The sequence below is a fragment of the Aeromonas sp. 600282 genome (assembly GCF_049175755.1).
GTDB classification, from domain to species: Bacteria; Pseudomonadota; Gammaproteobacteria; order Enterobacterales; family Aeromonadaceae; genus Aeromonas; species Aeromonas veronii_A.
In genome coordinates, this window is record NZ_JAAKVR010000013.1 from 106,815 (window position 1) to 129,399 (window position 22,585).

The 22,585-nt window shown below is 57.4% G+C and carries 19 protein-coding genes; 11 read left to right on the forward strand and 8 right to left on the reverse strand.

Annotated elements, in window-relative coordinates; genetic code table 11:
- Nucleotides 1-20: 20 nt before the first annotated feature.
- The 7 genes from G5137_RS13690 (at nt 21) to G5137_RS13720 (ending at nt 6,335) form a co-directional block, all read left to right on the forward strand.
- Nucleotides 21-494, forward strand: coding sequence for a DUF3299 domain-containing protein (locus G5137_RS13690; protein ID WP_026034852.1), 474 nt, complete (start codon nt 21-23; stop codon nt 492-494).
- A gap of 104 nt (nt 495-598) precedes the next feature.
- A complete protein-coding gene (locus tag G5137_RS13695) occupies nt 599-1,459 on the forward strand; it encodes a TIGR03899 family protein (protein ID WP_139410343.1) in 861 nt (286 codons plus the stop codon).
- Nucleotides 1,460-1,735: 276 nt separating this feature from the next.
- Nucleotides 1,736-3,373 carry a PAS domain-containing methyl-accepting chemotaxis protein gene (locus tag G5137_RS13700; protein ID WP_421255543.1) on the forward strand — a complete coding sequence of 546 codons (1,638 nt, stop codon included), beginning with the start codon at nt 1,736-1,738 and terminating at the stop codon, nt 3,371-3,373.
- A 431-nt stretch (nt 3,374-3,804) separates the two neighbouring features.
- Entirely contained in the window at nt 3,805-4,182 is a 378-nt protein-coding gene (locus G5137_RS13705; protein ID WP_159144340.1) for a hypothetical protein, read from the forward strand.
- 243 nt (nt 4,183-4,425) lie between these two features.
- Nucleotides 4,426-4,944 (forward strand): hypothetical protein, encoded by a 519-nt coding sequence (locus tag G5137_RS13710; RefSeq protein ID WP_421255544.1) that lies wholly within the window; start codon nt 4,426-4,428, stop codon nt 4,942-4,944.
- A 249-nt stretch (nt 4,945-5,193) separates the two neighbouring features.
- On the forward strand, nt 5,194-5,967 hold the full coding sequence (locus G5137_RS13715) for a hypothetical protein (protein ID WP_236563053.1): 774 nt from the start codon (nt 5,194-5,196) through the stop codon (nt 5,965-5,967).
- A 56-nt stretch (nt 5,968-6,023) separates the two neighbouring features.
- Entirely contained in the window at nt 6,024-6,335 is a 312-nt protein-coding gene (locus G5137_RS13720; RefSeq protein ID WP_159144343.1) for a heavy metal-binding domain-containing protein, read from the forward strand.
- Nucleotides 6,336-6,674: 339 nt separating this feature from the next.
- Here G5137_RS13720 and cysC read toward each other — a convergent pair whose 3' ends face one another.
- The 5 genes from cysC to cysG all read right to left on the reverse strand — a co-directional run bounded on the left by cysC (nt 6,675) and on the right by cysG (nt 13,012).
- Complete coding sequence (cysC, locus tag G5137_RS13725; protein WP_335862443.1) at nt 6,675-7,265, reverse strand: adenylyl-sulfate kinase; 591 nt, start codon at nt 7,263-7,265, stop codon at nt 6,675-6,677.
- A 138-nt stretch (nt 7,266-7,403) separates the two neighbouring features.
- On the reverse strand, nt 7,404-9,128 hold the full coding sequence (locus tag G5137_RS13730; RefSeq protein ID WP_368215165.1) for an SLC13 family permease: 1,725 nt from the start codon (nt 9,126-9,128) through the stop codon (nt 7,404-7,406).
- Nucleotides 9,129-9,132: 4 nt separating this feature from the next.
- Nucleotides 9,133-10,560, reverse strand: a complete 1,428-nt coding sequence (gene cysN, locus G5137_RS13735) for a sulfate adenylyltransferase subunit CysN (protein WP_201911761.1) — start codon at nt 10,558-10,560, stop codon at nt 9,133-9,135.
- A gap of 13 nt (nt 10,561-10,573) precedes the next feature.
- Entirely contained in the window at nt 10,574-11,506 is a 933-nt protein-coding gene (gene cysD / locus G5137_RS13740; RefSeq protein ID WP_323137704.1) for a sulfate adenylyltransferase subunit CysD, read from the reverse strand.
- A 72-nt stretch (nt 11,507-11,578) separates the two neighbouring features.
- Nucleotides 11,579-13,012: a siroheme synthase CysG gene (gene cysG, locus G5137_RS13745; protein WP_421255545.1), complete on the reverse strand. Its 1,434-nt coding sequence runs from the start codon at nt 13,010-13,012 to the stop codon at nt 11,579-11,581.
- A gap of 197 nt (nt 13,013-13,209) precedes the next feature.
- On the opposite strand from cysG, the gene G5137_RS13750 reads away from it, so the two are divergent.
- Together G5137_RS13750 and G5137_RS13755 are read left to right on the forward strand one after the other, a co-directional pair.
- Nucleotides 13,210-14,133 (forward strand): SPFH domain-containing protein, encoded by a 924-nt coding sequence (locus G5137_RS13750; RefSeq protein ID WP_005335703.1) that lies wholly within the window; start codon nt 13,210-13,212, stop codon nt 14,131-14,133.
- Nucleotides 14,130-14,585, forward strand: a complete 456-nt coding sequence (locus tag G5137_RS13755; protein ID WP_005335704.1) for an NfeD family protein — start codon at nt 14,130-14,132, stop codon at nt 14,583-14,585. Before G5137_RS13750 ends, G5137_RS13755 begins: the two co-directional genes overlap by 4 nt.
- A 69-nt stretch (nt 14,586-14,654) precedes the next feature.
- Here the strand turns inward: G5137_RS13755 and G5137_RS13760 are convergent, their stop codons facing one another.
- The gene (locus G5137_RS13760) at nt 14,655-16,760 is read right to left on the reverse strand and encodes a methyl-accepting chemotaxis protein (protein WP_421255546.1); all 2,106 of its coding nucleotides are present in this window, start codon (nt 16,758-16,760) and stop codon (nt 14,655-14,657) included.
- 139 nt (nt 16,761-16,899) lie between these two features.
- On the opposite strand from G5137_RS13760, the gene nadA reads away from it, so the two are divergent.
- Nucleotides 16,900-17,973, forward strand: coding sequence for a quinolinate synthase NadA (nadA, locus tag G5137_RS13765; RefSeq protein WP_421255547.1), 1,074 nt, complete (start codon nt 16,900-16,902; stop codon nt 17,971-17,973).
- A gap of 70 nt (nt 17,974-18,043) precedes the next feature.
- On the opposite strand, the gene G5137_RS13770 is transcribed toward nadA, so the two are convergent.
- Nucleotides 18,044-18,910, reverse strand: a complete 867-nt coding sequence (locus G5137_RS13770; protein WP_421255548.1) for a D-hexose-6-phosphate mutarotase — start codon at nt 18,908-18,910, stop codon at nt 18,044-18,046.
- Between the two features lie 86 nt (nt 18,911-18,996).
- A complete protein-coding gene (gene gap / locus G5137_RS13775) occupies nt 18,997-19,992 on the reverse strand; it encodes a type I glyceraldehyde-3-phosphate dehydrogenase (RefSeq protein WP_158112746.1) in 996 nt (331 codons plus the stop codon).
- A 347-nt stretch (nt 19,993-20,339) separates the two neighbouring features.
- Here gap and malQ point away from each other — a divergent pair, with 347 nt between their 5' ends.
- Nucleotides 20,340-22,529 (forward strand): 4-alpha-glucanotransferase, encoded by a 2,190-nt coding sequence (malQ, locus tag G5137_RS13780; RefSeq protein WP_216952049.1) that lies wholly within the window; start codon nt 20,340-20,342, stop codon nt 22,527-22,529.
- Nucleotides 22,530-22,585: the final 56 nt, after the last annotated feature.

Below are 22,585 nucleotides of genomic sequence, written 5' to 3' on the forward strand. Positions count from 1 at the left end.
AAATAGAAACAGAAGGACAGATGATGAAGTGGAAAATTGTGGCGCTGCTCGCCAGCCTGCTGGTGCTGCCCGCCCTGGCCGCCGATTACAAGACCATCGACTGGGATGTGCTTATCCCGGAAGGGGAAAAACTGCTGCCACCGCCCCAGGTCAATCACGAAGATCCCATGTCGGTGCCGCAACCGGTGGGCGGGGTAAACAAGAAGCTGGACAACCAGGATGTGCGCATTCCGGGCTTCGTGGTGCCGCTGGAAGGGGATGCCAAGAAGATCACCGCCTTCCTGCTGGTGCCCTACTTCGGCGCCTGCATCCATGTGCCGCCGCCCCCCACCAATCAGGTGATCTATGTGAGCTACCCCAAGGGTGCGCCGGTGGATGACCTGTGGGATGCCATCTGGGTAAAGGGCAAGATGCGCACGGTCAGCTCCAGCCACGAGATGGCCACCGCCTCCTATTCGATGGAAGCGGTCGAGGTGAGCGTCTACGAGGAGTAATCGTCCCGTTGCAAAAAAAGCGGCCTCCACGGAGGCCGCTTTGTTATCTTGGCATCCCGGTTGGAGTAACATTCAGCTCCAGAACCTGTGCGAATGGAGTCAGCATGGCAGACCTCCCCCCCCCGAAAAAAGAGAGTTCGATCCTGAGCAGCCAGGAGCAGACCCTGCGTCTGGCCCGCAGTCGCGGCATCGACGGCATGCTCACCCGCAATACCGACAGCACCTTCGAACAGCGCGCCACCTTTCGCCATCTGGCAGATCAGGCCGCCCGCCAGCGCAATCTGGAAGCCATCATGGTGATGGCCTCCCGCCACTGCGAAGAGACCGCGGCTGGCGGCGAGATGGACAGCGACTGGCTGACCCGCTTTCTGCAACTGGCGGAAGATATCAGCATGGTGCCAATGCAGCAGCTGTGGGGGCGGATCTTCGCGCTGGAAGTCGCCACGCCGGGCCGCTTCTCCATTCGGGCGCTCGCCACCCTCAAAGAGATGACCCAGCGCGAGGCCCAGCTGTTCCAGCGCATCTGCTCGCTGACCTGCCACTATACCGGCAGCGACGAGCAGCGGCTGCTGCTGGGGCTGCACAAAGGGGCCAGTTTGCTGAGCCGCGCCAAGGCAACGCGCCTCGGCCTTGGCAAATACCGACTGCCCTACAACGCCCTGCTGCAACTGTTCGAGCTCGGGCTGCTGCATCGCGCGGAGCTGGAGTCAGGCCCGCTGCCCGCCGATGGGGTCGAGCTGGAGTTCGGCAACCAGCGCTGGCGGCTGCAGTGCAAGCAGAACAACATCACCCTGCTCTACTACCGCCTCACCCCGGTGGGCAACGAGCTTGCCCAGCTGCTGCAAGAGTCACCGCTGGAGGAGTACCTGCAGGATCTGAAAACCGTGCTGGTGCAGGGTATCCAGATTGAAGTGATGCAGCTCGTCAGCACCCCCTCCTCACCCGCTCCCGACCCTCTCCCCTGATCTCTGGCGGGGCAGCAGCTGCCCCGTCGGTTCGTGGTTCCTTCGCATCAAGCTGCTGGCTCCCAGCTTATGGGCTTGCCCAGAATAGGTTGCAAATTGCAGATGCCGCAGAGGCACACCCCGTCAGATCCGTTGCATATTGCAAACAGCAACGATCTTTTCCTGCCAAAACGGCACTAATAACACATCAATCATTAGCTTTTGCCAGCTGGCCCGCCCCTTGCACACGTCTTGATGCAGATCAAAATTTAACCATCACAGCTCGGGAGCAAGGCCATGAGAATCAATCAACCGGTTACCCAAAGAGAACGTCTCTATCCAGACCACCAGAGCCTGATTTCCACCACGGATCTGGAGAGCCGCATCACCTACGCCAACGAGGAGTTCTGCGAGATAGCAGGCTTCTCGCTCGACGAGTTGGTGGGGGAACACCACAATCTGGTGCGCCATCCTGACATGCCGAAACAGGCCTTTGCCGATCTGTGGAACCATATCCGCGAAGGCAAGAGCTGGATGGGGCCGGTGAAAAACCGCTGCAAGAGTGGCGATCACTACTGGGTCAGCGCCTTTGTCACCCCCATCAAGGATGCCAGTGGCCGGGTGGTGGAGTATCAGTCGGTACGCACCGCCCCGAGCGAGGAGATCAAACAGCGGGCCGAGAAGGTCTATGCCGACCTTCGCAACAACAAGCTGCCGCTGGCGCTCAAGTTGCCCACCTTCTCCCATACCCTGACCATCAACCTCTGTCTGCTGCTAAGCCTGCTCGCCATGTTTGCGCTGGGCTACAACCACGACATGAACTGGCAACTGGCGCTGGTCGCCCTGCCGCTGGCGATAGCGGCCATCACCCTGAATGCCCTCTCCCGCCGCCTCGGCAAGCTCAACAAGATGGCCCGCAGCCGCTTTGACAACCCGCTGATGCAGCTGCTCTACACCAACAAGGTGGACAACATCGCCGCCATCGAACTCTCGATGGTGATGAATCAGGCCGAGTTCAACGCCGTGCTGGCCCGCACCCAGCAGACTTGCAGCAAGATCCTGCAGGCCGCCGAAGGGGATCTGCGCAACGCCGAATCCATCACCGACAACCTGCAACAGCAGCAGGCCGAAACCAATCAGGTAGCGACCGCCGTGACCGAAATGTCGGAATCCATTCGCGAGGTGTCACAAAGCTCGACTGACTCCTCCAGCCTGCTGGATGAAACGGCTGTGCTGTTCAAGAGCGGCAACAGTAGCGTGGCCGAAACCGTGGCTGCCGTGGCGGGTATGAACAGCGAACTTATCACCTCCAAGAGCGTGATCAGTGCGCTGGTCGGCCACTGCCGCGATATCGACGGCATCCTCGATGTGATCAACAACATCGCCAACCAGACCAACCTGCTGGCCCTCAACGCCGCCATCGAAGCGGCCCGGGCTGGCGAAGCGGGTCGCGGCTTCTCGGTAGTAGCCGACGAGATCCGCACCCTCGCCATCAAGACCCAATCCTCGACCAGCGAAATCCAGAAGATGATCACCGAGCTGCAAAACAGCTCTGGCGAGGCTGAGCAGGCGATGGAGAAGGGTTGCCAACTTGCCGACAGTTGCCAGCAGAAGGCCACCGCGACCGGCACCATACTCCAGCAGATCAACAATATGTTGCAGCAGGTCGCCTCCGGCAGCAGCCAGATTGCCCAGGCGGTACAGGAGCAGTCCCACGTCACCGCCGAGATCAACCGCAACGTGCTCAGCATCAAGACCCTGGCCGATGACTCCAGCGTCGGCAGCCAGCACGCCGTGCACGGCATCACCCAGCTGGTCAACCAGTTAAGCGATCTCGACCGGCTGGTACGCCAGTTCCAGAAAGGGGCTCCGGCAAGCCAAAGCCGCTACGAAGTGGCCACCACCCGCGCCGTGCCGGTACGCCAAGCGAGATAACTACTACCCAAACAATCACCGCAGACAAACCCTATGGGCCTTTGGGTCCATAGGGTTTTTTAATGCCCGCCAACAAAAGGCGACACTGCCGTTTCACCGTTCGATTTTCCCCAGCTCTGATGGCCAACACTGTTGAGCGGTTATATCGCCACCCGTTATTTATTAATTTATTGATCTTGCTCAGAAAACCACCCGCTTGCGCTTTTCACCCCAGCCCCGTTCGGTAACATAGCCGCTTGGCAACCTCTCGCAGGAGTCAGCCATGAACCAAGTCAGTGCCAAATCGCAGGTAAAAGCAGCAAGCTGGAGGCTGAAATTCAGGGGCGGTAGCGTTGCTTGATGAAACGGATAAGCTCGTGATGGAGTCATATATCTCCTCGATATTTCAACATTCATGTTCTGATTGTTAATTAATAAGGAAGGATACAATAATGGCTATTAATAATGAAAAAGATTTAGGAAAAGCTCTTAACGAAGATCAAGATACCATTGAGATAGAAGGCAGCTTAAGAGATAAAGTAATAAAAATTAAAGCAACTGGTAAGGTTGCATGGGTTATTGCAATCGGAGCCATAGGAGTTGCTGTAGTTGCGATTCTTTACCCCGTACCAGAACCGGCAACTCAAGCAAGCGCAAAAGGTATCGCCGCATTAACAGGAGGAGCTGCCGTCGGGATCTTAGGTGCTGGAACAGCTATGAGCGCGATAGCTATCTCTGTTGCATCTGGAGGTGTCGCAGCGCTTAACAAACTCAGGAGTTATAAAATAATTAGCAATTCAGGTGACAAGCTCGTTCTAAAGAAAAGCTAAAAATAGTATCACTAGGCAGTAAATCACCATAGCTTTGCTTTGGAGTTATGCAACTAGTTTAATTACTCATCATCAGCAAGAATCATTTAATGCCAAAAAAATAAAATTTCCAGCGTTCCTAGATTTCACTATGACATATGGAAAGGGCCATCATTAGAATATAAAAAAAGCCATAAATCAATCTTTTATGTTGAAAACCATAATACTTCATGTGGGTATTCTGAACTTGCTATCGACTTTGGTATGGCCGCTGATGAATTAATTGAACAATACCGTATTTCAGGGATTGTAAATTGGATCGCACCAGTTGCTCACATATCGAGACAAGTAATTGAGCTACATTTAAAAGCATTAATGCATTCAATAAATACTTTTGACAAAAACTTTGATGCTGCACCTCTTAATAGCCATGATCTTGAAAAAATATGGTTAGCTTGCAGAGATTGGCTCATCAGTTATGGTTACAAAATTAATAATGATGCTCGCCTTGAAATGACAAACAATATTATTACTGCATATCATGAAATTGACCCTTCCGGAGACCTATTTCGTTTTGGCATATCTAGAAAAATCGCGTTCAATAAGCAGAAGAGCTATGACCGTGTAGGTATATTTTTAGAAAATTTTGAAAAGGAGTTCAAATCGGCACAATGCCTTCTTCGTCACTGGGAGGCAGTAGTATTTAGAGAGTGTGTCAAAATTGAAATGGGCTGGGAGAATGACCCATATTTTGATCCAGACAACTTCCCAAGAAACTCGTAATTCCCACATTGTTGCATCTAAAATTTTAATACTAAGGGGCGGTCACGTGGTTGTGGTAGGTTGGCTCAGAGCGTAGCGAAGCCCAACAGACGAGCATGAGCACCGCAACCAGAGTGGAATAAACACGGGTTGGAGCATTCGGTAAAACAGATGTGCAGATACGTTTCGCGGTAAATGTTGGGCTTTACTTCGTTCAGCACCAACCTACGATTTTTAGAAAAATATACGAGATAATGGTTAAATTAAAATATGAGTCTGGATAGAAAGCTTATTGAGTTTCGGAAAAAGATAAAATCCCATCAAAGTATGGTGATAAACTCTATTACTGAAGAGCATTCAGTAAATATCTGTATATTTTGTGGCGAAATTCATAACTTGACTAAAGAGCATGTCATTCCACAATGGGTTTATGAACGCTGTACAAAAAGAACTTTTATCACAACAACCAATAGAAATGCGCAGACATATAATAAAACTACCGTTCCCGCATGCCCAGATTGCAACAATAGTATTCTTGGCGAATTAGAAAGATACCTTACTCATAAATTTAGTGAAATTGATCTGCGCTATGAATACTTCACGAATGATGAGTTAGATAAAATAATTCTATGGCTAGAAATTATTGAATACAAATTTCACATACTTGATCTTCGTAGAAATTTAAATAAAGTTCAAGGTGCGGACTATATTCCTTATATTGGTAAAATGCCTATCGCCATGTTTCAAGGCCCAATAAATCAGAGTCCATCAAAAGTATTTTCTAACCTCCGAAATGCTCTAAAAACACTTACAATTAAATCGAAATTACAAAAACATAACTCACTGTGTGTTTTGCGTACAAAAAATCCAGATTTTTATTTCTTCCATTCAACTAACAATTACATTTTTATAGAGTTAGCTCAGTACAACATCGCCTTTTTTTATTTCTATAAACAAAAGTTCGCAACTGCTGCAGAGGCGACTGCGCTAGCACAAGAGATCGTAAAAAAAGAGTATTCAGCAACAAACATAATAAATAATTAGTTTGGTAGCGCACACCGCTCCACAATTAAAAGTTAAAGCAATAAAAAGGAGAGAGCATGGGTTTATTTGGCTTAAGTGGTCCCGAAGAAAGTTCGGCCCTTATAGAAGGGTGCTATACGCTTCAAGAAATACCAGGTAGGAAAATTACAAAGTCACTTGGTTTGATTGAATATACAAAAAAAGGAATCGCCGGAGATATCCCAAAAATAAGTGATGAAATATTTCGCAGCTTATTCTCTGCCGCTAAAGAGAAGGGAGCCAATGCTGTAGTAAATGTACGTCTTGTTTCCGGCTCTTATCACGCGCAAGGCTCGCAGTGGGAAGTCACATATGTGGTAGCTTATGGTGATGCTGTGATTGCAGAATGAAAAATGCTCTAACAATGCGCTTTTGTATGACGATTCACCACGATGCGGCTTGCGCCACACTGCTTAAACGTTAGCCCGTAGGTTCGAATAGCGCAGCGTATTCGGACAATCGCGAATAACTCCACCGCGGTATAAGCAAGGATCGGAAGATCCTCTTACGGGATTGCTATCGGCTGCCTTGGGGTGGCTCAAGGCTCATCGGTGCCACTATAAGCTGGATTTATGGGTTTTCTGATAATGACCCAACTTTTGCTTATAGTGGCTACCGCCAGCCCATCAGCGCCTGTAGTAGCCAACTGGCCGGCTGCCGGGCGCTTGTTATAGGTTCTACCGATCCAACTACAGGTAGTTCCCTTGCCGCAGGGCGGTGAGCAGCTCATCCACAAGCGCAGCGACCGGCTTGCCGGCGTTAAGCAGATGAATTTCCGGCTGCTCCGGTGCCTCATAGGCGGAGTCGATACCGGTAAAATTAGTAATTTCCCCTGCCCGCGCTTTTTTATAGAGCCCCTTGGGGTCGCGCTCTTCGCAGATGGCAAGCGGCGCATCGACAAAGACCTCGACAAACTCACCTTCGCCCAACAGATTGCGCACCAGCGCCCGCTCGGCACGGAACGGCGAGATAAAGGCGGTGAGCACGATAAGGCCCGCATCCACCATCAGTTTTGCCACCTCGCCGACCCGGCGGATATTCTCCTGTCGCGCGGCATCATCGAAACCGAGATCGCCACAGAGGCCGTGGCGCACATTGTCCCCATCCAGCAGATAGGTGTGCTTGCCTTGTGCCGCCAGCGCCTGCTCCAGCGCCCCCGCCAGGGTCGATTTGCCTGCCCCCGACAGCCCGGTAAACCAGATCACCAGCGGCTTTTGCCCTTTAAGCTCGGCCCGGCTCTGTTTGTCCACGGCATGCTTGTGCCACACGATATTACTCATCCAACACTCCTTGATTGGCGCTCACGCCTCAAAACTTAAACTGTCCGGCACCACGGGGAGCCGCCTCGGACTATCAGCCGACAACGTGCTGATGCCATGGTATTGCTCACCCAACACACCTTGATTGGCGCTCACGCCTTAAAACGGAAACAGCAGGGGCACCATCACAATCACCCCGAGGCTATAGGCCAGCGAGACCGGCAGGGCCAGCTTGAGGTAGTCCGGCATCTTGTAGTTGCCCGCGGCATAGACCATCAGGTTGGTCTGGTAGCCGTAGGGCAGGATAAAGCTGGAGCTGGCCCCGAACAGCACCGCCAGAATAAACGGCATGGTCGAGACATCCATGCTGAGCGCCAGCTGGTAACCCATGGGGAAGGCCAGCGCGGCGGCGGCGTTGTTGCTCATCAGCTCGGTCAGCACCAGCGTAAACAAATAGATACCGATAAAGGCGATGATGGGGCTGGCACCGTTGAACTCCCCCATCAGCCAGTCGGCGATAAGCTTGGCCAGTCCGCTCTTTTCCAGCTGATCGGCGATGGCGAGCGCCCCGCCCACCACCAGCCAGATATCCAGTGGAAAGCGGCGGCGGATCTCGTCCAGGGTCAGAATGCGGGTGAGCAGCAGCGCCACCAGCATCAACAGCAAGCCCTTGAACAGCGGCACCAGATCGAACACAGAGAGCGCCAGCACCCCGAGAAACCCCAGCACCACGGCGGCGCTGCGTTTGCCATCGAGACGGGTGGAGGCTTCCAGCCCGCTCACCACCACAAACTCACGTCCCAGCGACTTGTTGCGGGCAAACTGGGGGCCGGGGGCCAGCAGCAGGGTATCACCGGCGTGCAGTTCAATCTGGCCGAGGCCACCGGTAAGCTGGGTTTCGCCGCGGCGCACCGCCAGCACCACCGCATCGAAGTGGGTGCGAAATTCGGCATCCTTGATGGTCTGATCCACCAGCCGCGAGCTGTGGCTGACGATCACCTCCACCAGATGCTGGCCGTTGAGGCGGTGCTGGCCGTAGAGATCCAGCCCCTTCATCTCCTGCAATACGCCGACGCTCTCCACATCGCCACAAAACAGCAGTACGTCCCCTTCGTGCAGCTCGTGTTCCGGCTGCACCGGGCAGATCACCTGCTCGCCGCGAATGATTTCCGCCAGATAGAGGCTTTTCAGGCTGCGCAGGCCGTTCTCCTTGACGCTGCGCCCCGCCAGCGGTGAACCGGCGCCCACCTTGGCTTCGAGAAAGTAGCCGGATTCGCGGCTCATCTCGGTATCCTGCACCGGCAGGTGACGGGCAAACAGCAGCACGGCCACCAGACCGGTCAGCAGAGTACCCGCCCCCACCATAAAGAAGTCGAACATGCCGAGCGGCGGCGCCCCCATCTTGATGAGGAAGCTGTTGACGATGAGATTGGTGGAGGTGCCGATCAGGGTCAGCACCCCGCCAAAGGTGGCCGCGAAGCACATGGGCAGCAGCAGCCGCGACGGCGCATGGTTGGGGTTGCGTTTGACCGCTCCCAGCATGGAGGCCACCACGGCGGTGTTGTTGACGAACGCCGACAGGAAGGCGGTGGAGAACCACACCTTCACCAGCACCTTGTTGAATGAACCCGTGCCCACCAGATTGGCGAACCAGCTCATGATGCGGGTCTTCTCCACCGCCAGCGACACCAGCAGCAACAGCACCAGGGTCAGCAGGGCACTGTTGGTGTAACCCGCCACCACGGCATTGATATCCGCCAGCCCGCTCAGGTAGGTGATGAGCACGGCGCCCGAGAAGAGCAGCGCCGGGCGGAGTTTGCCCTGGATCAGCAGGGCCACGAGAGCAGCCAGCAGACCCAGCACCAGGAATTGTTGCCAGGTCATGGGCTTACTCCTTGCTTGTGTCGTTACCGATGGCAAGGGCTTGCCAGTGCGGGAAGTGCTTGCGCACCAGGGCGTTGAGCTCGATTTCGAACTCGCTGTAGTGCCCTTTTACCGCTTTGGCGGCCAAGCCTTCCACTATCATGCCCGCGCCGACGGTGACGTTGGTCAGCCGGTCGATCAGGATAAAGCTGCCGGTATCACGGATCTCCTGATACGGGTCAAACGCCACCGGGTCGGTGAGGCTCAGCTCGCACAGGCCGATCTCGTTGAGCTTGAGCTCGGAGGCGGGCAGCTCGTCCAGCTTGTTGATCTCGATACGGTGGCGGATGGCCTCCACCTGACCGCGACTCTTCTTGGTGGCCAGTTTGACGTCGTAGACCCGGCCCGGTTGCAGGGACTCCTCCCCCATCCAGACGATATGGGCCAGCACATTCTGGGTCACTTGCGGCTGCTTGGCGGCATCCACCAGCAGGTCGCCGCGGCTGATATCGATCTCGTCGGCGAAGGTGACCGTGATGGCCTGACCCGGCAGGGCGTACTCCAGATCCCCGTCGAAGGTGACGATGCGGGTGACTGTGCTCTCCTTGCCCGACGGCAGCACCGCCAGCTTGTCGCCCACCCGCAGGATGCCAGAGGCCAGCGTGCCCGCGAAGCCGCGAAAATCGAGGTTGGGGCGGTTCACATACTGCACCGGCAGGCGCACCGGATGACGCTCCAGCTCGCGCTCCACTTCCGCCGACTCCAGCAGGGAGAGCAGGGTTTCGCCTTCGTACCAAGCCAGCTTGTCGCTCGGGTTGACCACGTTGTCACCGTCCAGCGCCGAGACCGGCACGATATGGATGGTGTCGACACTGAGCTTCTTGGCGAACTCGCGGTAGTCGGCACTGATGCGCTCGAACACCTCCTGACTGAACTCCACCAGATCCATCTTGTTGACCGCCACCACGAACTGCTTGATGCCGAGCAGGCTCGCAATAAAGCTGTGGCGGCGGGTCTGATCCAGCACCCCTTTGCGAGCGTCGATCAGAATGATGGCCAGATCGCAGGTGGAGGCGCCGGTGGCCATGTTGCGGGTGTACTGCTCGTGGCCCGGGGTATCCGAGATGATAAATTTGCGCTTGGCGGTGGAGAAGTAGCGGTAGGCCACGTCGATGGTGATGCCCTGCTCGCGCTCCGCTTGCAGGCCGTCTACCAGCAGTGCCAGGTCCAGCTTCTCGCCTGTGGTGCCGAGCTTCTGGCTGTCGGACTCCAGCGCTTTGAGCTGATCTTCATAAATCTGCTGGGAGTCGTGCAGCAGGCGACCGATAAGGGTGCTCTTGCCGTCATCCACGCTGCCGCAGGTGAGAAAACGCAGCAGGCTCTTGTGCTGCTGGGCGTGCAGATAGGCTTCGATGCCCTGTTCGGTGATGGCGGTCTGAATATGGCTGTTCATGCTGACGGACTCCTTAGAAATATCCCTGACGCTTCTTCTGCTCCATGGAGCCGGCCTGATCGTGGTCAATCAGCCGCCCTTGCCGCTCGCTCGAGGTGGTGAGCAGCATCTCTTCAATAATTTCCGGCAAGGTGGTGGCATCGGATTCGATGGCCCCGGTCAGCGGGTAGCAACCGAGGGTGCGGAAGCGCACCAGCTCCTGCTTCACTTCGTCTTCCGGGCCGATGGGCATACGATCGTCATCCACCATGATCTTGATGCCGTTGCGCTCCACCACCGGACGGTAAGCGGCGAAGTAGAGCGGCACTATGTCGATCTTTTCCAGATAGATGTATTGCCAGATATCCAGCTCGGTCCAGTTGGAGAGTGGGAACACCCGGATGCTCTCCCCCTTGTTGACCTGGCTGTTGTAGACCCGCCACAGCTCGGGGCGCTGGTTCTTCGGATCCCAGCGGTGAGACTTGTCACGGAAGGAGTAGACCCGCTCCTTGGCGCGGGACTTCTCCTCGTCGCGGCGGGCACCGCCGAAGGCGGCATCGAAGCCATATTTGTTAAGCGCCTGCTTGAGCCCCTCGGTCTTCATGATGTCGGTGTGCTTGCCGCTGCCGTGGACGAAGGGGTTGATGCCCATGGCGAGCCCTTCCGGGTTCTTGTGGACGATGAGATCCAGCCCGTACTTTTTGGCGGTCTCGTCGCGGAACTTGATCATCTCCTTGAACTTCCAGTCGGTATCGACGTGGAGCAAGGGGAACGGGATCTTGCCCGGATAGAAGGCCTTGCGGGCAAGGTGCAGCATGACGGAGGAGTCCTTGCCGATGGAATACATCATCACCGGGTTTTCAAATTCGGCAGCCACCTCGCGGATGATATGGATGCTCTCGGCTTCCAGCTGCTGCAAGTGCGTCAATCTTTCACGGTCCATGTTGGTCCTCGGGTCATTGCTTATGCGCCTGCTCGGGGCGCTGGGTGGTTCAGTGCGCGGCCGCGCTGGCAGCCGCATCAAATATCTCTTTCTCGGTCAGGCCAGCTGCACCAGCTTGAGGTCACAGCCATCGAGATCCGGGTTAGCGTTCTGCTGGCCGCTTTTTTCCCCAAACCAGGCTAGCCGCTCACGCAGGGCAACCACTTCGCCGATGACGATAAGCGACGGGCTCACCGCCTGTTTGGCCAGCTCGGCCAAGTCGGCCAGCGTGCCGGTCAGCACCCGCTGGCGGGACGTGGTGCCGCGCTCGATGATGGCGATGGGGGTGGCTTGGCTTCGGCCGTGATCCACCAATTGCTGCTGGATATGCTCGGAGCGCATCAGCCCCATGTAGATGACCAGGGTCTGACTGGTGGCGGCGAGCTGCTGCCAGTCGGGCTCCTTGCCCTCTTTCTGGCAGTGGCCAGTGATAAAGACGGCGCTCTGGGCGTAATCACGGTGAGTGAGCGGAATGCCGGCATAGGCGGTGGCACCGGCGGCGGCCGTGATGCCGGGCACCACCGAGAAGGGGATGCCTTCGTCGGCCAGCACTTCCAGCTCCTCGCCACCCCGGCCAAACATAAAGGGATCGCCCCCTTTCAGCCGCACCACCCGGTTGCCCGCCTTGGCGTATTCCACCAGCAGGCGATTGGTCTCCTCCTGCGGCACGCTGTGGGCGCCCGCCTTCTTGCCGACCGACACCAGAGTGGCGTCGCGGCGCACCAGATCGAGGATCTCGGCGGAGACCAGCTGGTCGTAGAGCACCACTTCAGCCTGTTGAATCTGTTGCAGCGCCTTGAGGGTCAGCAGGCCCGGATCACCGGGACCCGCACCGACCAGCACCACCTCGCCCACTTCGCTTTTCGCCTGATCGAGGCCATCGCTCAGCCACTGCTCGGCACCTTGCCAGTCCTCTTTCTCAATCAGGCTGGCGAGGGTGTTGGAGGCAAAGGCGCGCTCCCAGAAGCGACGACGATCGGAAATCGAGGAGAGCACCCGCTTGGCCTTGTCACGCACCCGGCCAGAGAGCTCGGTCAGCCCGCCGAGATGGCGCGGCAGCAGGCTCTCCAACCGCTCACGCAACAGGCGCACCAGCACCGGCGCCTTGCCGCCACTGGAGACCGCTACCATCAGCGGCGAGCGATCGATGATCGAGGGGAAGATAAAGCTGGAGCGTTTGGGGTCATCCACCACGTTGACGAACAGACCCAGCTGGTTGGCGCTCTGATAAACGAGGGCGTTGACTTCGAGGTTGTCGGTCGCCGCCACCACCAAAATCTGGCCAGCCAGATGGGCCGGGGTGAAGCGCTCCGCCAGATGGGTGAAACGACCGGTGAATTCCGAAAATTCCGGTTCAAGCTCCGGGGAGACCAGGGTCAGCCGGGCACCGGCCGCCAGCAGCAGGCGCGCCTTGCGCAGGGCAACCTCGCCCCCGCCCACCAGCAGTACCGGGCGGCCTTCCAACTTGGCAAACATAGGTAAATAATCCATTTCGGCCCATCCCTCGGAACACGACTAATATGGGGCGACTATAGGCAGGGCAGCTTATCCCTCAAAATAATAAAAAATGCTTTTTAATGCGTTTTGGTAATTAGCAAAGCCAATTCATGACAAAGGCGTACAAAGTCACTTGTGGTACCTGACGCCAGACCATAGGCTAGGGACTGTGTTTCATAAGGAGCTAAATGATGAATGAATCATTGATTGTGCTAGGGATTTTTGTGTTCCTGGTGCTCGCCACCCTGAGCGCGGGCATCAAGATAGTGCCCCAGGGCTACAACTGGACGGTAGAGCGCTTCGGCCGCTACACCCGCACCCTGACCCCGGGTCTCAACCTGCTGATCCCCTACGTGGATCGGGTCGGCCACAAAATCATCATGATGGAGCAGGTGCTGGATATCCCGGCACAAGAGGTGATCTCCCGCGACAACGCCAACGTCACCATCGATGCCATCAGCTTTGTGCAGGTGGTGGATGCCCGCAAAGCGGGTTACGAGGTCAACGATCTCACCAGCGCTATCCGCAATCTCACCATGACCAACATGCGGACCGTGCTCGGCGCCATGGAGCTGGACGAGATGCTCTCCCAGCGCGACACCATCAACGAGAAACTGCTGCGCACCATGGATGCCGCCACCGCCCCCTGGGGCATCAAGGTGACCCGCATCGAGATTAAAGATGTGCGCCCGCCGCTGGCGCTGGTCGAAGCGATGAACGCCCAGATGAAGGCCGAGCGCCAGAAACGGGCCGAGGTACTGGAGGCCGAAGGAGTGCGCCAGTCCAAGATCCTGAAAGCGGAAGGGGAGAAGCAGTCCCAGATCCTCAAAGCCGAAGGTGAGCGTCAGGCCGCCTTTCTCGCCGCCGAAGCACGGGAGCGGGCTGCCGAGGCGGAAGCCAAGGCGACCCATATGGTTTCCCAGGCGATTGCGGAAGGAGACCTGCAGGCCATCAACTACTTCGTGGCTCAGAAATATACCGAGGCACTGGCCCGCATCGGTGAAGGCCCCAACAGCAAGATCATCATGATGCCGCTGGAAGCGGGCAGCCTGATTGGCTCTGTGGCTGGCATGGCCGAGCTGTTCAACAAAGATGGCAAGGGCAGCAAGTCATGACAGCCCTGTTAGAGGGGCTGACCCACTGGCACTGGCTGGGGCTCGGCTTCATTCTGCTGGCCATCGAGGTGCTCGGCTCGGTGGGCTTTTTGCTCTGGACCGGCATCGCCGCGCTGGAAGTGGGGCTACTGCTGCTGATCTGGCCCTTTGGCTGGCAGGCGCAGCTGCTGCTGTTTGCGGTACAATCCCTGCTCACCACCTGGGCCTGGTGGCGCTGGCAGCACCAGCGCGACAACTCGGGTCAGGATGCCGCCAGCACCATCAACGAGCGGATGCAGAGTTATATGGGCCGCGAGCTGACCCTTCTGGATGATGTGACCCAGGGCACCAGCCGGGTGCATCTGGACGACACGGTCTGGACGGTGCGCTGTGACGAGTCGCTGCCTGCGGGCAGCAAGGTCAGGGTGGTCGGGGCCGACTCCCACATCCTGCTGGTTGAACCCCGCAACTGACGCAACTCTGCCGTCGAGTCATAAAAAAGCCCGCGATCGCTCGCGGGCTTTTGTCTCTCTGGCTGCCACTCAGGTACGCAGCCGATCGAGCTGACTGGCGAGCGCCGTGGCCGCTTGCTCCAGCGCCTCGCTCAGTTGATGGCTGGAGCTGGCCTCCTGCCCAATCACGTTGGCGGTATCACCGATCCGCATCAAATTCTTGTTGATATCGTCACTGACGGCGCTCTGCTGCTCGGCGGCGGTAGCCACCTGACTGATGTGGTCGTGGATCTGCTGGATCTGCGCCACCACCCGATTGAGCGCCTCGAACGCCTGCTCGGTACCCTGCACCGTGGTGGTGGAGCGCTCGATGCCGGTATTCATCAGACGTTGACTGCTGCTCACCTCTGTTTGCAGGCTACCAATCAGCTGGCCGATCTCGTCGGTCGATTCACGGGTCTTGTTGGCCAGCGCCCTTACCTCATCCGCCACCACAGCAAAGCCACGGCCCATATCACCCGCACGTGCCGCTTCGATGGCGGCATTGAGGGCCAGCAGATTGGTCTGCTCGGCAATGGCACGGATCACATCGAGGATCCGGCTGATATTGGTGCTGCGCTGGGCCACCAGCGCCACCGCTTTATCCGCCTCATGCATATCGCCGACCAGAGTATGGATCTCGTTGCGAGCATTGCTGAGGGTCTGCTGGGCGGTATTGATGTGGTGGGTCGCCGCTTCCGACTCCTGCGCCGCCTGCTCGGCATAACCCGCCACGCTGACTGCCGTGGTGCTCATCTGATGCATGGCGCTCACCACGCTCTCCAGCTCCAGATTCTGCTCGTCCAGACTACTGCGCATGGTGTCGGCGGTATGTTTCATCTCCCGCGCCTGCTGGTAGACCTGCTGACCAATCCCCTTGCTCATTTGCACCATGCCCCGCAGCTTGCCGAGGAAGGCATTGAGCTGAGAACCCAGATCGATCAGCTCCTGATGGGTGTCGATCTCCATCTGCTGGGTCAGGTCCCCCTCGTTGCTGGAGAGATGGCCCACATGGCGGCTGATAAGAGAAAGTGGCGCTGTGATGGTCTGGATAAACCAGACCAGCAGCCCCAGCACCAACAGGGTAATCCCGCCCATGGCGATGATCTGCTGCCGCTGGGCATCCACCAGCAGGGTGCCCAGTTCATTGCTGATGGCGTGCGCCTTGCCGAGCGCCAGCGCCTTGGGCACCTTGATCATCAACCACCACTGGGTATTGGCAGCCTCAACCCGAATGGGCTGATGAAGAATAAAGTCACTGTCGCTGCTGACCGGCTGACCGTCAGGCAGGGTCAGGCCCACCTCCTTGAGTGGACGGCCCAGCTTGTCGGCATAGCGGTTGCTGCCCACAATCAGCCCCATCTTGCTGACCAGGGTCACATCCGCCTTGTTGTCATAGAGGCTCTTGCCAAGGTTTTCAGCCAGTTGCTGGAAGATGGGCAGGTTCATATCCACCCCGGCCAGCCCGACAAACTTGCCGTCACGCAGCACGGGCACCGTCAGACTGGTCATCAGCATCTTGTTGCCCGGGCTGATTTCGTAGAGATAAGGCTCCATCAGGCAGGGCTGGCGGGTATCGCGACCACAGAGATACCACTCGCTGTTGCGAATGCCAAACTCGTTGAGGGAGGTATCAAACTTGGCCTCGCTGGCAGCAGCGTCCACCGCTTGCTGAGCGACGGCCCCTCCCTGATCCTTGGTGAAATAGACCTCCAGACTCCCCTTTCCTGCCACCGAGTGGCTGGCCCCGCCCAGCCAGTTGCCATCTTCGCCATCATAGCCATCCGGTTCAAACTGGGCATAAATGGAGCTGATCCCGCTCGCCTGCTGCAGGCTGCTGCCGAGCAGAGACTCCACTTGGGGTCGCGACAACCGCAGTTCCGGTTTGGCCATCCCGGCTTCAATCTGGGCGGTCACGGTCAGGGGGATCTGATAGGAGTTCTGCATCAGCGAGGCAATCTGGATGGCATAGCGCTCTGCCTGATACTGCAGGCTGCGGGAGACCTCCTCTTCCAGTGCATCGCTGGTCTGGGTCATCACCATATTGCGAAGGGAACTGAAAGAAGCCGATTGCAACAGGGTCATGGCCAGCCCGGTCAACAGAAACAGCCCCATGGTCAGAGACAACAACTTGAACTTGAGGGAACGTTGCTTCATACGACAACTCCTTATGGCAATATGACAACGAATAAGTTGAGTATATTCGTCCACTTGCAGCACACCGGATTTGTGATGGGTTTGTCACCGGCTTCTGGTTATAATTTTGGCCTTCCCGAGCGTTGATGGAACAGTCGCAATGAGCAATGCACTGAGCAGTGTCCCGCCGGTAGTCGCGATGGACTACCCCTTTCCGGCCAAACCTCTTCCCCTGAGTGCCGAGCAGAGAACGACCTTGACCACAGAAATCAAGGCGCTACTCAAGGAGCGCAAAGCGGTACTGGTCGCCCACTACTACACGGATCCCGAGATCCAGGCGCTAGCCGAAGCCACCGGCGGTTTCGTCGGTGACTCGCTGGAGATGGCCCGCTTTGGCCGCGATCACGAGGCGCAGACCCTGATCGTCGCCGGGGTGCGCTTCATGGGGGAGACCTCCAAGATCCTGAGCCCCCACAAACGGGTGCTGATGCCGACTCTGAAGGCCGAATGCTCCCTCGATCTGGGCTGCCCCATCGAGCAGTTTTCCGCCTTCTGCGATGCCAACCCGGATCATACCGTGGTGGTCTACGCCAATACCTCGGCTGCGGTCAAAGCGCGGGCTGACTGGGTCGTTACCTCCAGCATCGCGCTGGAGATCGTCGAACACCTCGACAGTCTGGGTCACAAGATCATCTGGGGCCCGGATCGCCATCTGGGTGCCTATATTGAGAAGAAGACCGGGGCGCAGATGCTGCGCTGGCAGGGCCACTGCATCGTCCACGATGAGTTCAAGGCCCGCGCCCTGCGCGAGCTGAAAGAGCAGAATCCTGACGCCGCCGTGCTGGTTCATCCGGAATCCCCCGCCTCGGTGATCGAGCTGGCCGATGCGGTGGGCTCCACCAGTCAGCTGATCAAGGCGGCCAAGGAGCTGCCCCAGCAGAAGCTGATCGTGGCGACCGATCGGGGCATCTTCTACAAGATGCAGCAGGCTTGTCCGGAGAAAGAGATGGTGGAAGCGCCGACCGGTGGCGATGGCGCCACCTGCCGCAGCTGCGCCCACTGCCCCTGGATGGCGATGAATGGTCTGGTGGCGATCAAGGAGGCACTCACCGACGGTGCCGAGCGCCACGAGATCCATGTCGACGAAGCTCTGCGGGTCAAAGCCTTGATCCCCCTCGATCGCATGCTCAATTTCGCCGCCGAACTCAAGCTCAAGACCCAGGGCAACGCCTGATTGCCGCCGTCACGAGATGCAAAGAGGGCTCCCGTGGGAGCCCTCTTTATTTATCTGAACCTCATCCTGCTCAGATGATCACGGTGGAGAGGCTGTGCTCTTCATCCGGTGCAACGGTCACCCCCGCCTCGCCAGCAATGGCTGCCTCGACGCAGAGCATGGTGCGATAGCCATCGTCGCTCATGTCGGCCATGGCGGTGGCCCCTTCCAGCCAGGGGGTCCAGACCACCACGCTGTCGTGGTTGCCACTGACAACCCGGGTCTCGCGCTCACCATCCTGCACCTTCACCAGCGCCTCTGGCTGCCAGTAGACCCGATCCAGCGGCCCGCTCAGGGTCAATGCCCCCTGCTGCTTGGCATCCTGCCCGGTCAGCTTGTCGGCATAGGGCTCGCCCAGGCCGGTGACGCTCACCGCCTCCGGTGCGCTGATCTGCAAATAGGTGTGCAGCGCACCGCTATAAGTCAGCGGCTGGCTACCGGTGTTGCGAGTGGTCAGCACCAGCGAGAGCTCTTTGCCCACCAGCACGTCCAGTTCCAGCTCGAAGGAGTGATCCCACAGGGCGCGGGTTGCATCGCTATCGCGCAGGGAGAGATGAACGAGCGTGCCATCGGCGTGATCGGAGACCCCGTCCAGCATCCAGATGGTGGTACGGGCAAAACCGTGGGAGGGCTTGCCGCTACCAACGCGGGCGGGCGCCGGGCCAAACCAGGGCCAGCAAATCGGGATACCACCGCGAACAGGCTTGCTGCCATCCAGCACCGCCTTGTCACTCAGCCAGATGGAGGCCGGCTCGCCATGACGCTGATAGCTCAGCACATGGGCGCCAAACAGGCTGATCTCGGCCTTGGCATAGTCGTTGTTGATGGTGAGAACCGGCAGACCGGCCGCATTGTTGGCAAGCTTGCAATTGGCTGTCAGGGGACGAATGGATTGCATGTGGACTCCTGTCATCAGGGGAAACCGAAAAACAAAAAGGCGGCCAATGGCCGCCTTTTTCAAGCTACGCGATTGCGCATCCCAAATTACTTGGAGATGTGAGCGATCAGATCCAGAACTTTGCTGGAGTAGCCCATTTCGTTGTCGTACCAGGATACAACTTTAACGAATTTGTCGTTCAGCTGGATACCAGCCTTGGCATCGAATACGGAGGTCTGACGCTCACCCAGGAAGTCGGTAGATACAACTTCGTCTTCGGTGTAGCCCAGAACGCCTTTCATAGCGCCTTCGGAAGCAGCTTTCATCGCTTCGCAGATTTCTGCGTAGGTGGCAGCTTTCTTCAGGTTAACGGTCAGGTCAACAACAGAGACGTCCGGAGTCGGAACACGGAAAGCCATACCGGTCAGCTTGCCTTTCAGTTCCGGGATAACTACGCCAACAGCTTTGGCAGCACCGGTAGAGGACGGGATGATGTTCTGAGCCGCACCGCGGCCACCGCGCCAGTCTTTGGCAGACGGACCATCAACGGTCTTCTGGGTAGCAGTGGTAGCGTGAACGGTGGTCATCAGGCCAGACTCGATACCGAAGGTATCGTTCAGAACCTTGGCGATCGGTGCCAGGCAGTTGGTGGTGCAGGAAGCGTTGGAAACGATGTCCTGGCCAGCGTAGGTAGAGTCGTTAACACCCATTACGAACATCGGGGTAGCGTCTTTGGACGGGCCAGTCAGAACAACTTTCTTGGCACCAGCAGCGATGTGCTTACGAGCAGTCTCGTCGGTCAGGAACAGACCGGTAGCTTCAGCAACAACGTCAACACCGATTTCGCCCCACTTCAGGTTGGCCGGGTCACGCTCAGCGGTAACACGTACGGTTTTGCCGTTTACAACCAGGTTGCCGTCTTTAACTTCAACGGTACCGTTGAAACGACCGTGAGTTGAATCGTACTTCAGCATGTAAGCCATGTAGTCAACATCGATCAGGTCGTTGATACCAACAACTTCGATGTCTGCACGCTCGCAAGCCAGACGGAATACGAAACGACCGATACGGCCAAAACCGTTAATACCTACTTTGATAGTCATATTTAGTTACCTAACTGTTCAGTAGTCAAAGAAAATTCCGCTTGTAAATTTACTAGAACTCTCCGGTGAGTCAACCAACATTCTGTCTGAAATTGCGCTATATCATGAAAAACTGTGAAATTAATTTTCTGTTTATGTAACTGATTACCACGTTTTGACGAAAAAAGTGCCAGATCGTGGCATCGCGCAGATATCAACAATAGTGCCTACTCGGTCACACAACCATTCACAGAGATATGTAAAAATGTGCGCGGTTTAGCATGGCCAAAGAGCCACTGTTCAAGTACCACCCCATAAAAATCAAACAAAATAGTATAGATAGAATCCACAGCGGGAATTCTCAAACTATGACCACCCTGATTGAACAGCTGGCTGCCGCAAAAGGTATCGCCAGCGAGTATGTCGATGCCTGGGGCCACCCGGCCCAGGTATCAGAAGAGAGCAAGGCCGCCATGCTGGGCGCCATGGGCTACCGCGTCGATGACGAGGCCGCACTGGTGCAGCAGCTGGAAGAGGAGCATCGCCAGCACTGGCTGCGGGCGCTGGATCCTGTGATGGTGGTTCGCACCGGCGACGCCGTTACCCTTGAGGTTCGCCTCCCCATCGAATTCGTCAACGACGCCCTCACCTGGCAGCTCCAGCAGGAGCAGGGTGCAGTGCTGTCCGGTCAATTCACCCCCATCGAGGGTGAGCTGGTCGGCGTGGCCGAATTTGAAGAGATGGAGTGCCAGGCCTATCGCGTCACGCTGGATATGGCCCCGGAGCTGGGTTATCACCAGCTGGTGTTGCTGGAAGAGGGCAATGACGAGCCGCTGGCCACCATGCGCCTCATCGTTGCCCCCAAGGCCTGCTACAAGCAGGCGCCGATTGCCGATGGCCGCAAGGTATGGGGTCCGAGCGTGCAGCTTTACTGCCTGCGCAGCCGCCATAACTGGGGTATCGGTGACTTCAGCGATCTGGGCCAGCTGGTTGAGAAAGCCGCCGCCTGGGGTGCCCACTTCGTCGGCCTCAACCCTATCCACGCCCTCTATCCGGCCAATCCGGAGAGCGCCAGTCCCTACAGCCCCTCTTCCCGTCGCTGGCTCAACGTAGCCTATATCAATGTGGAAGCGGTGCCCGAATTCCAGCAGAACGATCGCCTGAAAGCGGAAGTGGCAAGTCCTGCCTTCCAGCAGCATCTGGCCGATCTGCGCGCCAAAGAGAACGTCGATTACACCGGCGTCATCGAGACCAAGATCGGCATGCTGCGTCAGGTGTTCGACGATGCCACCCTGAGCGCCGAACGTCAGGCCGCCTTCGATGCCTTCGTCGCCGCCGGTGGCGACAGCCTGCAGCAGCAGGCTGCATTTGATGCCCTGCAGGCCCACTTCTATGCCAAAGGCGAAAATGCCTGGGGCTGGCCGGTATGGCCGCAGGAGCTGCGCGATTACCACAACCCTGCCGTTGCCGCCTGGATGGCCGAGCACCCGCAAGATGTAAACTTCTATCTCTATCTGCAGTTCCTGGCTGATGAGCAATTGGCGCAAGCCGATGCCCGTGCCAAAGCTGCCGGCATGGTGATGGGTATCTACCGGGATCTGGCGGTGGGCGTCTCCGAAGGCTCCACCGAGATCTGGGCAAACCAGGATCTCTACTGCCCGAAAGCCTCTGTCGGTGCGCCGCCCGATATCCTCGGCCCGCTCGGTCAGAACTGGGGCCTGCCCCCGATGAACCCGAACAAGCTGTTTGAAGCGGCCTACCAGCCGATGGTGGACTTGTTCCGTGCCAACATGCGCTCCTGCGGCGCACTGCGCATCGACCACGTGATGGCACTGCTGCGCCTGTGGTGGGTACCGCCCGGAGCGTCCGCCGCCAAGGGCGCCTACATCTACTATCCGGTCAACGATCTGCTGGGCATTCTGGCCCTCGAATCCCACCGCAATCAGTGCCTGCTGATCGGCGAGGATCTGGGCACCGTGCCGGAGGGGATCGACGTGACTCTGAAAGAGAACGGCGTCCACTCCTACAAGGTGTTCTTCTTCGAGCGCTCCAAGGAAGATGGCGGCTTTATCTCCCCGGCGCACTACACCGAGCAGGCGATGTCAGCCCTGACCACCCACGACATGCCGACCCTCAAGGGCTTCTGGCACTGCGATGATCTGGCGCTCGGCCGTCAACTGGGTCTGTATCCGGATGAAGATGTGCTGAAGACTCTGTATGCTGATCGCCACCAGGCCAAACAGCGGATCCTCGACAGCCTGCATGCCCACAAGGTCATCTCTGACAACATCAGTCATGACGTGAACTGGGTCGGCATGAACACCGAACTCAACCACGGTCTGCAGATCCATATGTCCCGCGGCAGCTGTGCCCTGTTCAGTACCCAGCTGGAAGACTGGCTGGAGATGGACAAGCCGGTCAACGTACCGGGCACCAGTTACGAATACCCCAACTGGCGCCGCAAGCTTTCCGCTGATCTGGAAGATATTTTTGCCAATGAGGCACTCAAGGCACTGGCTGGCAAGATGAGCCAAGCCCGTGATGAGGCCAGTCGTTGAGACGCTGTCTCCCACAGCGCTCTCACCTAAATCCACTCCGGCTTCGGCCGGAGTGG